This window comes from Ureibacillus sp. FSL W7-1570, assembly GCF_038593265.1.
Lineage (GTDB): Bacteria > Bacillota > Bacilli > Bacillales_A > Planococcaceae > Ureibacillus > Ureibacillus suwonensis.
The window spans coordinates 2,321,548-2,336,455 of the sequence record NZ_CP151979.1 but is presented as its reverse complement, the minus strand read 5'-3'; the positions used below and the strand labels follow the sequence as shown (position 1 = coordinate 2,336,455).

Genomic DNA, 14,908 nt, shown 5'->3' with positions numbered 1-14,908 from the left:
TAAAAAGAGGCTGGGACAAAACTAGCTTCAAGATAGGAAAAAGGAGAATTTGAGCCAACTCAAATTCTCCTTTTTCCATTTCTCTCCATTATTTTTGGTCAGTTGATTTTTGTTGGCCGTGTATTTCCGTAAATTCACGGCCATTAAGGCAATCCCCATTTCATTTTCTACCTTCGATTTTCCTCGGACGGAAAATCGAGTGAAACGCAAATTAGCCTTCAAGAATCCAAAAACTGGTTCTACGTCAATTTTACGTTGACGGAAAATAGAACCTGCTTTTTCTTCTGAAAGCTTCGTTCTTACATATTCTTTTTGTTGTTCCCATTTTTCATTCACCATGACTTTTCGATGGTTGCCTTCCTTTGCTTTTGTACATGATGAACGGAATGGGCATCCTGAACAGTTTTCACATTCGTAAATTTTGAATTCTCGTTTGAAACCGGTCTTATCTGTACGTACAGAATGATATCTGAATGTTACACGTTGCTGATTCGGACACGTGTAGGTATCACTTTCTTCGTCATACGTCCAATTGTCTGGATGAAATGGATTTTGTTTATATTTCTTCTTTTGTTCCTTCTCATACATGGTATATGGAATGAGTGCCTCACATTTTCGATTCGAAAGGATGTCTTCATAGTTTGGTTCACTACCATAACCAGCATCTGCGACAATGTACTTTGGCAACGGAAAATAATCCTTTTCTATCTCATTCAAGAACGGAATTAATGTACGTGTATCAGTAGGATTTGGAAAGATGCTATAAGCTAGTGCGTATTGACCTTCTGTTGCGATTTGTACGTTGTATCCAGCTTTCAATTGACCGTTTTTCATATAGTCGTCTTTCATTCGCATGAACGTCGCATCCGGGTCGGTTTTGGAATAACTATTTCGTTCCCCCAAGATGTCCAAGGCTTTTTGATACTTTTGTTTGCGTAGAATGAAGTCTATTAATTGTTTGTACGCTTGTTTTGGATATTTTCGTTCGCTTCTTAATGCTTTTCGTTCTGTGGCATCGGGCGATGATTCGATTTTTTGGTCATATTCCTTAATGACTTCATCGACTTGTTGCACCATTTGAGCGAGTTCTTCTACGGACAATTCCCCATCACTTTCCCGCTCCATTTCAGGGATGATTTCTTTTTCTAATAGTTCGTTGTATAACTGATTGGACTTTTCAATTAAGTTTTGGTTGTATTTTTCAATGGATTTCTTCCATACGAAAGTAAATTTATTGGCATTCGCTTCAATCTTCGTACCATCGATAAAAATGGCTTCTTGATCGATTAACTTTTCTTCCACCAGTTGGCAACGGAATTGGACAAAACATTGACGAATTAATTCTTTTACTTCCGGATGCACACGAAAACGATTGATCGTCCGATAACTTGGTTCATATCCTTGTGCCAACCACATCATTCGTATACTGTCCTTTAATAGCGCTTCAATTTTTCGACCTGAAAAGACAGACTGCGAATAGGCACACAAAATAATTTTTAGCATCATGCGTGGATGATAAGCAGGACAACCTGTATTTCGAAGAAACGGCTGGAAGGCTTCATCTGGAATACTTTCAACTAAATGGTGAATGTGGAAGGCAATATCATTTTCTTGTAATTTTATTTCTAAATCTAGAGGCAAAACTAATTGATTCATGTTATAATATTTGAACATAAGGACCCTTCTTTCTGTTAGGTTTTGTGTGCTAACTTAATTTTAACAGAAGAGGTCCTTATTTTTTATTGAAAAAATGAAAAACAGCCCATGAAATTTCATTCCAAAATTTCATGGGCTGTTTCCATTTTAGAGGGGGTTTTGTCCCAACCTCTTTTTCATTTAAGATTCGGTTGAGTCAACGGAAATCCATTGCTGTGACCATTTTTCAATCGATGTCAAAATCGGTTCCATCGAACGCCCTTTTTCCGTCAATGAATACTCGATGATGACGGGTGTGGCGGGGATTACTTTACGGTTGATAATCTCCATTTGCTCCAACTCTTTTAAGCGGTCTGATAATACTTTTCCGCTTATGCCGATAGATGATTGAATTTCACTAAAACGTTTTGGTCCTGAAAGCAATTGATATATCACTAACGCAGTCCATCTTTGGCTGATGATGGAAACCGCTTTTTCAAATTTCGGGCAAATTGTTGGTTGATTCATTTATGACAACACCTCTCTACTATGTATTTTATCAAACAAATGATGAGAATAACAAAACAAGTGATAATAAGAAACGTTATATGATAAAAACACATTGTTACAATAAGTAACTGATAAGAGAAAAGAGGAGAGATTCGTTAGGATATGAAAAAATATCACCCATTTTTATGGCTGATATTTTTCGCATTTTCTTATGCCCATTGAAGTTTCATGATTTTAGGGAAGGAATCTTCAACACTTCTCAAAACCAAAAGCATCAATTCCACAATGATATCACTCATATCCTGATTTTCTATAAGGGGCAAAGAGTAATTTGCCTGTATTTCGTTATCGACTTTCGCAAATTTCGTATAACGGTATTGATTGTTCAATTCATTTAGAAGATTTAAGTACATTTCCACCTTTAAAGGGTTTGTTATTTTTGCTATATTAAAAACTGTTATGTCAACAATTGAATCATTCGCATTAAATAGAACTCCCAATAATAGCTGCGGTCCATTTTCTAATTGTTGATAGAATCGGAAACCTTTGGCACCGTCTTCAAAAGGAATCAAATCGTAGCCAATATTCGATTGTGTAATATAGCGTTCAAAGTTTTGTGCATGATTCACGGCTTTGTGCCTCCTTATTAATAAATACTTCCAAAGTGTATCATTTTTTTCAGGAGGAAAATATAAAAATTTTCATAGAAATGAAAGTGAAATTTTTAATCGCATTTAAATGAAAAAAACAGCCCTGAAAATTCAGGACTGTTTGAAGATAGAGCCGAATTAATTGCGGATGAGATAGTCAAAGGCACTTAATGCAGCAATTGCTCCAGAACCCATGGAAATGATGATCTGGTTATATGGGCCATCTGTACAGTCACCGGCTGCAAATACGCCTGGGATTGTTGTGGCGCCTTTTTTATCTACGATGATTTCACCGATTTTATTGCGTTCAAGTGTACCTTCCAGCCAATCCGTATTTGGAACAAGACCGATCTGAACGAATACTCCGGCTAATTCAATATGTTTTTCTTCACCTGTTGCACGGTCTACATATGTAAGGCCGTTTACTTTATCTGTGCCGGTGATTTCTTTTGTGGCAGCATTTGTGATGACTGTCACATTTGGTAAGCTGCGAAGGCGACTTTGCAAGATTTCGTCAGCTCTTAGGTGGTCATTGAATTCAAGTACTGTCACATGGTTAGTGATACCTGCGAGGTCAATGGCCGCTTCCACACCGGAGTTGCCACCGCCGATTACCGCAACGTCTTTTCCTGCGAATAATGGTCCGTCGCAGTGAGGGCAATATGCAACACCTTTGTTTTTGAATTCCTGTTCTCCAGGAACATTGATGTTGCGCCAACGTGCACCTGTGGCAATAATCACTGTTTTACTTTTTAGAACGGCACCGTTTTCAAGTTCCACTTCAATAAGGTCGCCTTTCTTTTCAAGGTGTTTGGCACGTTGCAAATTCATGATATCAACTGGATATTCTTTAACATGCTCTTCAAGGGCTTTCGCAAGTTTTGGCCCTTCCGTTTCTTTTACACTGATGAAGTTTTCAATTGTTAATGTATCTAAAATTTGTCCTCCAAAACGCTCAGCCACGATACCTGTGCGGATTCCTTTGCGGGCAGCGTAAATTGCCGCGCTGGCACCCGCAGGACCTCCACCGATGACTAAAACATCAAACGGTTCTTTATTGGACAATTCCTCAGCATCGGAGCCTTGGCCGAGTTTATCAAGGATTTCTTCAATTGTCATACGGCCGCTGGCAAACGGTTCACCGTTTAAGTAAACGGTTGGCACAGCGAGAATGTCTTTGCTTTCCACTTCTTCTTTGTATGCAGCGCCATCAATCATTGTATGCGTGATATTAGGATTTAACACGCTCATGATGTTGAGAGCTTGCACAACGTCAGGACAATTGTGGCAAGTTAAGCTGACATACGTTTCGAAGTTGTATTCGTCTTTGATGGATTTGATTTGGTCAATGACTTTTTGATCCACTTTTGGAGGACGGCCGCTTACTTGCAATAATGCCAATACTAATGAAGTGAATTCATGACCCAATGGAACACCTGCAAAAGTGATGCCAGTGTCTTCACCGACACGGTTTACGCTGAAGCTGGGTGTTCTTTTTAATTCCGCTTTTTCCACTTTGATTTTTGGAGTCATGGATGCCAGCTCATCAATCAAAGCCAGCATCTCTTGGGAAACCTCGTCAGTACCTGCGCTCACTTTTAAAACGATATCGTTTTCGAGCAGCTGCAAGTACTGATTTAGTTGGGCTTTAATTTCCGCATCTAATGCCATGTTGAATCGTCTCCTTAGATTTTACCAACTAGGTCAAGGCTTGGTTTAAGTGTTTTTCCTGTTTCTTTCCATTTTGCAGGGCAAACTTCGCCTGGATTGTTGCGTACGTATTGTGCAGCTTTGATTTTGTCGATTAATGTGCTAGCGTCACGGCCGATACCGTCAGCGTTGATTTCCACTGCTTGGATTACGCCGTCCGGATCGATGATGAATGTACCGCGGTCAGCAACACCTTCGCCTTCTCTTAATACTTCAAATTGTGTTGAAAGAACGTGTGCTGGGTCACCAATCATTGTGTAAGTGATTTTGCTGATCGCTTCTGAAGTATCATGCCATGCTTTGTGAGTGAAGTGAGTGTCTGTTGATACAGAATATACTTCAACGCCAAGTTCTTTTAATTTTGGATATTGTTCTTGAAGATCTTCCAATTCTGTTGGACAAACGAATGTGAAGTCAGCTGGATAGAAGCATACAACAGACCATTTACCTTTGAAATCTTGTTCTGTTACAGTTACGAATTCGCCGTTTCTGTAAGCTTGGGCAGTGAATGGTTGAACTTGTTTACCGATTAATGACATACTCTTTACCTCCAAATTTTAATTTTATTCTTTTTGTAATAATTATTACCTGAAATAAATTATTATATACATATTCTTTTTTGTCAAACAGAATTCATTAAATATTTCATGGATAGTCTAAATTTTTGACAAAAATGTATACGTAAAAATGCCAAATATATTACATTACTATAAAAGAATAAAGATTCCAATATCTATTTTAGAGGAAATAATTAGGTAATACAAGAAACAAGCACCATCTTCAATCATCGTTTATGATTAGGAAGAAAGCAGGTTTTATATAGATGAAGAGAGGGAGATTTCATGTTTCTGGAACAGTTAAAGAGTAAGTTGGAGGAACAACGATTCCGGTTTATCGGTGAAGAACAGGCCTTTCGTTCGGCAGTATTGATTCCCCTCGTACAAATTGATAGAGACTGGCATATTCTTTTTGAAGTACGTTCATTTCATTTAAGGAAGCAGCCTGGGGACATCAGTTTTCCAGGCGGTCGAGTAGATGCGGAGGAATCCCCTTTGCAGGCGGCGTTAAGGGAGACCCGGGAAGAGTTGGGAATTGATCCGTCAAAAATCGAGGTAATAGGGGAATTGAGTCCGCTGGTGACTTCTCCTTCTTTTGTCATTTATCCGTATGTCGCGACCATCGATTATGACGTTCTTCAACCTTCTTATAATAGGGAGGAAGTGGAAGAAGTTTTTACAATTCCAATCAAGTGGTTTCTCAATTACAAGCCTTATTCTCATTTAGTCCAACTAAAAATTGTTCCGCCACCCGACTTTCCTTTTGAAAAAATTGTGAATGGAAAGGAATACAAATGGAGAACGAGGGAAATGGAAGAATGGTTTTTTGATTATGAACAGTATACAATTTGGGGGTTAACTGCCAGAATTTTAAAACATTTTATTGAAATACTTAAAAATATAAAATGAAACCAACTTGCTCTCATATTCGGTTGTGGAAATCAAGTTTGAAAATGTGCTTCTTAAAATATCCATATCCTTTATTTTTGATGTTGTTTTCTATGTGATACAAAGTAAATAAATGGATAAAACGTTATTTCGATATAATGAAAATAATAAATTTCCAAATATTTCGTTAATTTTTTTACATATACTTTATCCATTTCCGTCAATAATATCATTAATAAAAGAAAGATATTTCATAGCAGGAGCATTTGTTGATGAAAAAATTTGTCAACATGTTCAGATTTTCGCTTTGCAAAGCATATATATAATATTTAAATCTCAAATTAAAAGTGTTATACTATAATAAGGTTAAAATGTATGTTCAAAAAGTTGCTGGCTATGTGAAATAGTCCACATACTTTTTGAAAAAATAGGGGAGATAAGGATGGTTATAAAATGAGTAGCAGTCAAAGCAAAAAAAATGTCGTTTTAATCGGTGCCGGAATCATGAGTGCAACTTTGGGAACGTTACTAAAAGAGCTAGCTCCGGACTGGAATATCACCATTTATGAAAAATTGGACAAACCGGGCGAAGAAAGTTCCAATGAATGGAACAATGCCGGTACGGGACATGCTGCATTGTGTGAGTTGAACTACACAGTAGAAAAACCAGATGGCTCCATCGACATTTCAAAAGCGATCAATGTTAATGAGCAATTCCAAATTTCTAAACAATTTTGGGCTTACCTTGTCAAAAATAATTTGATTCAAAACCCTCATGAATTCATTATGCCTTTGCCACATTTGAGCTTTGTTACAGGCGAAAATAATGTCAACTTCTTAAGAAAACGCTTTGAAGCGCTTTCAAAACTGCATTTATTTGAAGGAATGGAATTTACGGATGATCCGGAAAAATTAAAAGAATGGATTCCATTGATGATGGAAGACCGTGTTATCACAGAACCAATCGCGGCTACGAAAATCGATTCAGGTACAGACGTGAACTTTGGTGCATTGACACGTACGTTGGTTAAACATTTGCAAAACCAAGGCGTACAAGTGCATTACAACCACATGGTTGAAGGAATCAAACGTTCAAAAGACGGCCGTTGGGAGTTAAAAGTGCACGATTTGGACAGCATCAAAATGAATTACGTGTCTGCCGATTTCGTATTCATCGGTGCAGGAGGCGGAAGCTTACATTTACTTCAAGATACAGGTATTCCTGAAAGCAAACATATCGGTGGTTTCCCTGTAAGCGGATTGTTCTTGGTATGTAAAAATCCTGAAATCATTAAAAAGCACCATGCAAAAGTGTACGGTAAAGCAAAAGTGGGTGCACCGCCAATGTCCGTTCCTCACTTGGATACACGTTATATCGATGGCCAAAAATCATTATTGTTCGGACCATTTGCAGGATTCTCGCCTAAATTCTTGAAAACGGGTTCATACATGGATTTATTCGCATCCATTAAAGGCAACAACATCGTTACATTGCTTGCTTGCGGTGCGAAAAACATTCCGTTGACAAAATATTTGATCGGCCAATTATTGTTGACTAAAGAACAACGCATTGAAGAATTGCGCGAATTCGTTCCAAACGCGAAAAGCGAAGATTGGGAAATCGTTATCGCGGGTCAACGCGTGCAAGTTATTAAAGATACTGAAACTGGCGGAAAAGGTACATTGCAATTCGGTACGGAAGTCATCACTTCATCCGACGGTTCCGTTGCTGCATTGTTAGGGGCTTCTCCAGGTGCTTCTACAGCAGTAAAAGTAATGCTTGACGTAATTAACCGCTGCTTCCCGGATGACATGAAAAAATGGGAAGGCAAAATTAAAGAAATGATTCCATCCTATGGCCAAAAATTATTGGACAATCCTGAATTATTCAGAAAAGTTCAAGATTCTACAGATGAAATTTTAGGTTTAGGAAAAGAAAATATCGAAAAAGAATTACAAGCGGTCCAATCATAAGAAAAGATTCAATACATGTTTAAGACATACCAGATCTCCGTCAAGGAAATCTGGTATATTTTTTTACATTATGTTCGGACAATATATATGAGACGGATGTGAATTTGGGTGAACTACAAAAAAATCAAGAAGGCGATCTTTCATCGACGTTTAAACCGTTTTGTTGCGGAAGTCTATCTGGATGAACAAATTGAAAAAGTGCATGTGAAAAACACGGGCCGGCTAAAAGAATTGCTGCTTCCGAATGCCGAGGTGCTTTTGGAAGAGAGCGACCAGCCCAACCGGAAAACGAAATTTTCCCTCATTGCGGCAAAAAAAGGCAACCTTTGGGTCAATATTGATTCACAGGCGCCGAACACCGTTGCGTATGAAGCGATATCGGGAGGGGAAATTGCCGAAATCCGTAATCTCCGGCAATTAAAAAAGGAAGTCAAATATGGGGATTCCCGATTTGATTTATACTTTGAAACAGAACAAGAAAAAGGTTTTGTTGAAGTGAAAGGCGTCACGTTGGAAAAAGATGGTGTTGCCATGTTCCCGGATGCTCCCACAGCAAGGGGGACTAAGCATGTTTGGGAGCTGGCAAAAGCGGTCTCGGAAGGTTATAAAGGGATTATCTTGTTTATTATCCAATTGGAGGGCTGCCGTTATTTCACACCAAATAGCGAAACGGATCCTTCTTTCACCGATGCACTGGTGCAAGCATCCAAACAGGGTGTACGAATTTTGGCATATGAAACACATGTGGATGAACATCAAATGTCCATCGGCAAGCAAATTCCCGTCATTTTATAGGTTACATAAAAAGATGAATTTGAAGCATTTTAAAAATGAACAAACTTTGGTTTTGTTCCAATTTGGCCATTGAGGAGGATTGAAATGTCCAACGAACAACAAACAGGCGGGTTGCAAAGCAAACAGAAGCTTCAGGTTCATCCATCCGAAAACAAAGAGTCCACCGAATTTGCCTCTGACATGACCATTGAATCAAGTTCCCACGAGGGCAAAAAACGCATACAAGAGCCGGTCAGTGAAAGAACCCTATGGCATTAATCGGCTATGGCAAATCTCCCATTGAATAATGGGTTGTGTTAATAATTCACTTTTATGCTGGTTTTTTATCAAAATAAACCTTTTCAGAATGCACAAAATACTCTTGAGAAATGGTACAGCTGTTTCTCATTTTAACTTGATGAGGAGGATTGCCATGCCAAATGTAGTCGTAAACTGTACAGTCTCCAATTGTTATTTCCACAAAAAAGGGAATGTTTGTGGTGCCGAAAAAATTCTGATTGACACGGATTCAAAAGATAAGTCATCGGAGTTTGGTTCGGAAATCGATTTCCGCGAGGCTGCTGAAAAGGCCAAATCATCAGAAGAAACTTGCTGTAAAACCTTCAGACCAAAAAATGAACGCAAATAAAGGCTGGCGATTTTGGGGGACTAAGGTTGTTTAGTCCCCTCTTTTTCTTTGGAGGAGGTGCATAAATTGTTTGAAAACATTGTCGCCCGATTAAGGGAGATTGAGCGGAAATACCAGGTAATAGTGTTATATGCCGTTGAATCCGGCAGCAGAGCTTGGGGGTTGGCGTCAAAAACCAGTGATTATGATGTGCGTTTTATTTATGTGCATCCGGTGGATTGGTATCTTACCATCGATCCTCAAGGAATGGGGAAAAAATGGGATGTAATTGAGCTGCCAATAGAGGATCATCTCGATATTAGCGGTTGGGAAATAACGAAAGCATTAAGGCTGTTTCGAAAAAGCAATCCCGCCATATTGGAATGGATGAGAAGCGGTGAAGTTTACTTGCAGCAAACGGGTTTTATTTCCGGGCTGCGCTTATTGGAGAAAGAGGTGTTTAACCCTCAATCGATGCTTTTCCATTACATAAAAATAACGAAAAACAATTGGTCTTCACTCCATGGAAAGGATGTGAAGATAAAAAATTACTTGAATGCTTTTCGGTCCTTGTTGGCCGGCAAATGGATTGTACAATTTCATGAAATTCCACCGCTGAATTTTCAACCGTTGATTGAACATGCGCATCTGCCTAAACAGTTGAAAAAGGAACTGGAGCATTTGGCGGAAGTGAAAATTTGCGGTGAGCAGGATGCAGTCCATCCGATTCCCTGTCTGAATGATTATATAGAGAAAGAATTGAATTTCTTGATTGAAGCAGCCGGAACATGGCATGGAGAGAAAAAGGATCCGACAGCCCAACTGGATGAATTATTCCGAATGACATTAAAAGAGGCATGGGGCGAATTTTAAAAAAGCCATTCGGACCATACATTTTGATAAGGACATTTCGAAAAAGATCTTTAAGTTTTTTTCAAAATAAAAATGATGGAATTCACAGGACGAAAAGCTTGCCGCTTCCGTTGTGAATTCCACCATGATTGCCGTTATTTTTTAATTTTTCCCCTTCTTTTCAATACCAACTTTTCAAGTTCTGACAATTCACGGGAAAACTCTTCCCTTGCAAGTCTGGCCGGAATTTTTTCTTGTTTTGGTGTTTGCGGTAAAGCCTCGGCGTTCTTTGTTTTGCCTTGTTTGTTATCTCTTCCCATAGTAGACCTCCTTTTTGTTCAGGTAATTTTAATATGGGAAGAAGCGATTTTTTTATCACACCAAAGAGTGTATTAATTGAAGGAGAAAGAGGAATAATTTAAAACGAATGAAGCTCCTTTCAGGCATAAAAATGGGGATGCTTGAATTGGACAAGCATCCCCGACCATGATGATGAACTAATGTTTTGGAAGAAATTTTTGTTTATAGATGCTGTATACATTGTTTGGTTTTTCATGTTTGCTTCCTGTGAATTCAATATATGTCTTATGGATGTATGGAGATGTCATTAAAGAAAGTACCGCTGCATAGTTTGGAGTGAAAGTGATTTCATCTCCAACCTCAAATTGGTGTTTTTTCCCGTCTATTACAATGTGGTCGCTGGTTGCCCCAAGGATTTTTATCGGCTTCGTCGGCGATAAACCAGGGACAAACACATCCTGTCTGCCTGCATTCACGAGAATATGGTTGATCCATCCATGCTCTTGGAACTCGATGGATTCGCCAAAGCCGTTTTTTCCCCGATAGCCATAAGGGGAAGAAGGTTTTTGTTTGGCTTCAATGACTTCTGCAACAAATTTGAAAGTATCGGGATAAAGATTGGGTATAATCCCGCCTTCAGTGGTTTCTCTTCCTAACAGAATCGATTCGCCGAGGCGTATATCATTGACTGATCCGATATCATCCGTTTCAAGAAGCCATTTTAAATTGGCGGAGTTGCCTCCGGAAACAATCGGAAGTTGCAAAGCGAATTGACGTTTTATTTTTTCCACAATGGAAGAGAATTCCCTCATTTTTTCTTCTGTAGGCAGAACGCCTCCGAAACAAGCGAAGTTCGTGCCGATACCGGCAATTTCTATTGCCGGAAGCTGCATTACCTCACTTATAAATGCCGGAAGATCTTTCGGCATTACACCTTCACGAAGGTCCCCCATTTCCACCATCACTATGATTTTATGGGTTTTCCCCTGTTTCACCGCTTCATTGGACAATGCGCGAATAACATCCATTTCTGAGTTCATGCTGATATCCGCATATTTGACGACAGCCGGAACTTCCGATATTCCAGGGGTTCGAAGCAATATGAGGGTAGCGTTGATTTTTGCCTTTTTCAATTTTTCCAAATGAAACGTTTTTGATACGGCAAGTCTCGTGATGCCTGCCTGAATCAACGCATTAACGATTTGCAAATCCGCGCAAACCCCTTTTACAACCCCCGTTACTTCCACCCCTTTTGCTTCACATAAATGTTTTAAGACCGCAGCGTTGTGTTGAATTTTATCCAGATTGATTTCAATTCGAGGTACCGGTTTCAATTTCATTTTGAACTCACAACCTTTTCTTTGGCTTTTAAAGATGGGAAGAAATCGATGATTGCATTAATAATTTTTTCGTCGCCCTTTTTCAACACATCGCTGACAGGCAAATGCAATTTCTTTTCATATTCCACAATGGTTTGGTCGATTTCTTCATCTGTCATATTTTCGTGGTTCAACGTGATGGCAATGACTTTCGTGTTTCCGTAATGTTCAATCAGGTTAATTTCTTCTTGGAGATCCGGCATCGGCATAAACGGAAAATCGCCTAATACTTTCCGTTTTGGTGGATGCTGCAAAATGATCGCTTGTGGCCGTGCCCCTTTTAAAATACCGCATGAGCTGGCATAGGCGGGATGACTGAGTGCCCCTTGCCCTTCCACAATGATGATGTCTGGATTTTCGTTTTTGTGCGCCCGCAATATCTCCCCTTCCAGTTCTCCGATTAGATACTGAAGCGGGAAAGCGTCCATTGCAAAACCATATTCTGCACCTTGAATTAAACCGGTTTGTCCGGTTGCGATAAAGACAGGTTTAAACCCGCGGTTCCTGAATCCTTTTTCAAGTATTTTCGCGGTAGTCCGTTTTCCGCAAGCGCTGTCTGTCCCTAAAACGGCAATAATGGGCGTATGGATATTTAAGATGCCGCCAGTAAATAAATGCCACTCTTTTTTTGGTTTCGGCTTTCGAATGTCGCGAATTGTGACGTTGTATTTTTTGGCGGCATTCATCATTTCTTCATCTTCAGTCAGAAATTCTTGCAATGGGTTGATAATATTTAAACCGGCCTTCATGGCTTCGAAAATGACAGACCTTTCTTCATCTTTTAAAAAAGCGTCACCAGGGGCGATTCCGAGGATGAAATGAGTTGGTTTTTCTTTGGAAATTGATAAAGCTTCTTCGAGGTTTTTGCATAAAGGGATGCCATTTTTGACTCCATCGAGATACTCGCCGGCATCCAAACCGCTCTTTGTACTGTCTATGACGGCAATGATGTCGTAGTATCCCGGCTCGCGAACCAGACCATTCGCGGTTTTCCCATCCATAGAGCCAAATTGGCCTTCACAATAGATGATTGCTTTTTTCTTCATGTTTCATCCCTCCATAAACCGAAGAATCACGACAATATTTCTACTGCTTTTGGAAGTGTAAAATCATGAAGCAAAAACATGATGTAATAAGATGTTAGAAATAAATAGTTCATCATTTAATTTTTTAATTATTTCATTAATTTAAATTATATGGATATTAAATTTTTTACGCAAAAAATAGAAACAAAATTCATTAAAATTTCCTTTTTTTAGCTAAAAACTTTAGAAATTTTGTAACTTTTGTATCTTTAGTCTGCATAAATATTGAGAATTGAAACATAAAAGGAGCGGATAATGGCAAAAAATAGCGGCACAAACAATAATGTATGTTTGCACCGCTTATAGTAGAATATTATTTTTAAAGTTTAATAATGTTGAAATAATCATTTAATAATGCCCAATTTTGCGGAAAAGGATATCCTAAAGCCCAATAACTGATACCGCGCAATTTATATTCGATGGCCAGTTTGAATTTGGCGGCGGCGCTTCTTGCATCTTCAAACCATACTTCATGGGCTTGCCCGTTTTGATCCACATATCGGAAAAAGGGGGATTGGGCGGTTTCGTCATATAAGATTTCTGCTTTATATTGGGTTGCCCGTCGAATGGCTTCCTGAGGGCTGAAGGTTTCAGCAATTGCACCTTCCACATGCGGCACTTTCCAATCCCTTGCATAAATTTGGAACCCCAAAAAGATTTTCTCGGGAGGAATGATGGTTACCGCATACTCCACCACACGTCTTATTTGGTTGATCGGCGAAATGGCTTGCGGCGGACCTCCCCTCCAACCCCACTCATAAGTCATCAAAATGACAAAGTCGACAATGCGCCCGTGGGCTTCATAGTCGTGGGCGGTATAAAGCAGACCTTCCTGTTCCGAACCCGTCTTCGGCGCAAGAGCGGTTGAAACGAAATATCCCTTCTCATGAAGCCGGTTAACGGCCAGTTGCAAAAATTCATTATAATTTTCCCGATCTTCCGGCAGCACATATTCAAAATCGATGTTTAACCCGCGGTAGCCTTTTTCATCCATGACCTTTATGCAACTGTCGATTAATTTTTCCTTCAATTCCTGATTCGATAAAATGGCGTGGGCCAAGTTTGAACCTGTGCTGGTTGATGAAAAATTCGAGATCGCCAACATCGGCACCGCTTGTTTGGATTTTGCCGCGCTGAGCATCAATTCATCAGCAAAAGGTTCCAACGTTCCATCTTCTTTGATCATGTAGGAAAACGGGGTGAAATACGTAAGCAAGTTGCCCACCGCATTGACGGAATCCGCCCCGTTTGCATCCTGCTGATAGGAATAAGCATTGACTTCGATGGATGGTTTTGGTCTTGGGATGATGAGCATCATTCCAGGGTAGATGTTATCCGGGCTTCGCAGACCGTTTTGTTTTACAATGGCTTCTGTTGTTGTTCCGTAATAAGCTGCAATTTGCCACAGGGCTTCTCCTGGTTGAACCATGTGTAACCGTGGAGGGATGTAAATCGTTGTTCCGGGGATTAAATTGTAAGGATTGATGGCAGGGTTTGCTTGTTGAATGGGCTGGATAGATACGCCGTAAGCACTTGCAATCGACCACAATGTTTCTCCGAATTGAATGATGTGGGGAGTTGTTGTATCCGGGATCAGAATTGCTTGGCCAATGAGCAATGATTGGGGATTTGGAAGTTGATTAAGCTGGACAATGGCATTCATGCTCGTATAGTATAAATTAGCCAATTTCCAAAGGGTGTCTCCTTGCTGAACAACGTGAATTCTCAGATAAAAACCTCCTTTCTTCTTTTCATACTGCAATATATGTTCCAGCCGGCAATTTCATATGCATATTGAAAAAAGAAAGTCTCCCGCAGTTGAAGGCTTTGATTACGGCAGCCTCCTTGCACCTGTAGGGGACGGAACAAATGCTTTTAAAACCGATGACCCGAAAGAAATCGGACGAGTTTTCTCTTCGTAAACCGGATTTATCATTCAAGGGGCAAATAAAGTGAAATAGGCAGC

Annotated in this window: 15 protein-coding genes; 6 read left to right on the top strand and 9 right to left on the bottom strand. The window is 39.6% G+C overall.

Annotated elements, in window-relative coordinates; translation table 11 throughout:
* Window positions 1–27: 27 nt before the first annotated feature.
* The 5 genes from NST13_RS11750 to ahpC form a co-directional block, all read right to left on the bottom strand.
* Complete coding sequence (locus tag NST13_RS11750; RefSeq protein WP_342580655.1) at window positions 28–1,674, bottom strand: IS1182 family transposase; 1,647 nt, start codon at window positions 1,672–1,674, stop codon at window positions 28–30.
* Between the two features lie 162 nt (window positions 1,675–1,836).
* Complete coding sequence (locus NST13_RS11745; protein ID WP_342470800.1) at window positions 1,837–2,163, bottom strand: helix-turn-helix domain-containing protein; 327 nt, start codon at window positions 2,161–2,163, stop codon at window positions 1,837–1,839.
* 191 nt (window positions 2,164–2,354) lie between these two features.
* On the bottom strand, window positions 2,355–2,774 hold the full coding sequence (locus NST13_RS11740; protein ID WP_342580654.1) for a hypothetical protein: 420 nt from the start codon (window positions 2,772–2,774) through the stop codon (window positions 2,355–2,357).
* A 159-nt stretch (window positions 2,775–2,933) separates the two neighbouring features.
* The gene (ahpF, locus tag NST13_RS11735; RefSeq protein WP_342470802.1) at window positions 2,934–4,466 is read right to left on the bottom strand and encodes an alkyl hydroperoxide reductase subunit F; all 1,533 of its coding nucleotides are present in this window, start codon (window positions 4,464–4,466) and stop codon (window positions 2,934–2,936) included.
* Window positions 4,467–4,480: 14 nt separating this feature from the next.
* Window positions 4,481–5,044 (bottom strand): alkyl hydroperoxide reductase subunit C, encoded by a 564-nt coding sequence (ahpC, locus tag NST13_RS11730; protein WP_342470803.1) that lies wholly within the window; start codon window positions 5,042–5,044, stop codon window positions 4,481–4,483.
* Window positions 5,045–5,347: 303 nt separating this feature from the next.
* On the opposite strand from ahpC, the gene NST13_RS11725 reads away from it, so the two are divergent.
* From NST13_RS11725 to NST13_RS11700, 6 genes are all read left to right on the top strand, one after another.
* Window positions 5,348–5,971, top strand: coding sequence for a CoA pyrophosphatase (locus NST13_RS11725; RefSeq protein ID WP_342470804.1), 624 nt, complete (start codon window positions 5,348–5,350; stop codon window positions 5,969–5,971).
* A 432-nt stretch (window positions 5,972–6,403) separates the two neighbouring features.
* Window positions 6,404–7,924, top strand: coding sequence for a malate:quinone oxidoreductase (locus NST13_RS11720; RefSeq protein WP_342470805.1), 1,521 nt, complete (start codon window positions 6,404–6,406; stop codon window positions 7,922–7,924).
* 108 nt (window positions 7,925–8,032) lie between these two features.
* Window positions 8,033–8,719: a DNA/RNA nuclease SfsA gene (gene sfsA / locus NST13_RS11715; protein WP_342470806.1), complete on the top strand. Its 687-nt coding sequence runs from the start codon at window positions 8,033–8,035 to the stop codon at window positions 8,717–8,719.
* 84 nt (window positions 8,720–8,803) lie between these two features.
* Entirely contained in the window at window positions 8,804–8,977 is a 174-nt protein-coding gene (locus NST13_RS11710; RefSeq protein WP_342470807.1) for a hypothetical protein, read from the top strand.
* Between the two features lie 154 nt (window positions 8,978–9,131).
* Window positions 9,132–9,347: a DUF1540 domain-containing protein gene (locus tag NST13_RS11705; protein ID WP_342470808.1), complete on the top strand. Its 216-nt coding sequence runs from the start codon at window positions 9,132–9,134 to the stop codon at window positions 9,345–9,347.
* 57 nt (window positions 9,348–9,404) lie between these two features.
* Window positions 9,405–10,199: a nucleotidyltransferase domain-containing protein gene (locus NST13_RS11700; RefSeq protein ID WP_342580653.1), complete on the top strand. Its 795-nt coding sequence runs from the start codon at window positions 9,405–9,407 to the stop codon at window positions 10,197–10,199.
* 134 nt (window positions 10,200–10,333) lie between these two features.
* Here NST13_RS11700 and NST13_RS11695 read toward each other — a convergent pair whose 3' ends face one another.
* From NST13_RS11695 to NST13_RS11680, 4 genes are all read right to left on the bottom strand, one after another.
* The gene (locus NST13_RS11695; protein ID WP_342470810.1) at window positions 10,334–10,498 is read right to left on the bottom strand and encodes a hypothetical protein; all 165 of its coding nucleotides are present in this window, start codon (window positions 10,496–10,498) and stop codon (window positions 10,334–10,336) included.
* Window positions 10,499–10,675: 177 nt separating this feature from the next.
* Window positions 10,676–11,818, bottom strand: a complete 1,143-nt coding sequence (locus NST13_RS11690) for an alanine/ornithine racemase family PLP-dependent enzyme (protein WP_342470811.1) — start codon at window positions 11,816–11,818, stop codon at window positions 10,676–10,678.
* Entirely contained in the window at window positions 11,815–12,903 is a 1,089-nt protein-coding gene (locus tag NST13_RS11685) for a DUF1611 domain-containing protein (protein WP_342470812.1), read from the bottom strand. Before NST13_RS11685 ends, NST13_RS11690 begins: the two co-directional genes overlap by 4 nt.
* A gap of 358 nt (window positions 12,904–13,261) precedes the next feature.
* The gene (locus tag NST13_RS11680) at window positions 13,262–14,671 is read right to left on the bottom strand and encodes a LysM peptidoglycan-binding domain-containing protein (RefSeq protein WP_342581849.1); all 1,410 of its coding nucleotides are present in this window, start codon (window positions 14,669–14,671) and stop codon (window positions 13,262–13,264) included.
* Window positions 14,672–14,908 lie beyond the last annotated feature (237 nt).

Excerpts from the sequence above, each read along its gene's own strand:
- NST13_RS11695 (WP_342470810.1), bottom strand. The coding sequence starts at position 10,498 with ATGGGAAGAGATAACAAACAAGGCAAAACAAAGAACGCCGAGGCTTTA.
- NST13_RS11750 (WP_342580655.1), bottom strand. The coding sequence starts at position 1,674 with ATGTTCAAATATTATAACATGAATCAATTAGTTTTGCCTCTAGATTTA.
- NST13_RS11725 (WP_342470804.1), top strand. The coding sequence starts at position 5,348 with ATGTTTCTGGAACAGTTAAAGAGTAAGTTGGAGGAACAACGATTCCGG.
- NST13_RS11720 (WP_342470805.1), top strand. The coding sequence starts at position 6,404 with ATGAGTAGCAGTCAAAGCAAAAAAAATGTCGTTTTAATCGGTGCCGGA.
- ahpF (WP_342470802.1), bottom strand. The coding sequence starts at position 4,466 with ATGGCATTAGATGCGGAAATTAAAGCCCAACTAAATCAGTACTTGCAG.
- NST13_RS11690 (WP_342470811.1), bottom strand. The coding sequence starts at position 11,818 with ATGAAATTGAAACCGGTACCTCGAATTGAAATCAATCTGGATAAAATT.
- NST13_RS11710 (WP_342470807.1), top strand. The coding sequence starts at position 8,804 with ATGTCCAACGAACAACAAACAGGCGGGTTGCAAAGCAAACAGAAGCTT.
- NST13_RS11685 (WP_342470812.1), bottom strand. The coding sequence starts at position 12,903 with ATGAAGAAAAAAGCAATCATCTATTGTGAAGGCCAATTTGGCTCTATG.
- NST13_RS11745 (WP_342470800.1), bottom strand. The coding sequence starts at position 2,163 with ATGAATCAACCAACAATTTGCCCGAAATTTGAAAAAGCGGTTTCCATC.
- NST13_RS11705 (WP_342470808.1), top strand. The coding sequence starts at position 9,132 with ATGCCAAATGTAGTCGTAAACTGTACAGTCTCCAATTGTTATTTCCAC.
- ahpC (WP_342470803.1), bottom strand. The coding sequence starts at position 5,044 with ATGTCATTAATCGGTAAACAAGTTCAACCATTCACTGCCCAAGCTTAC.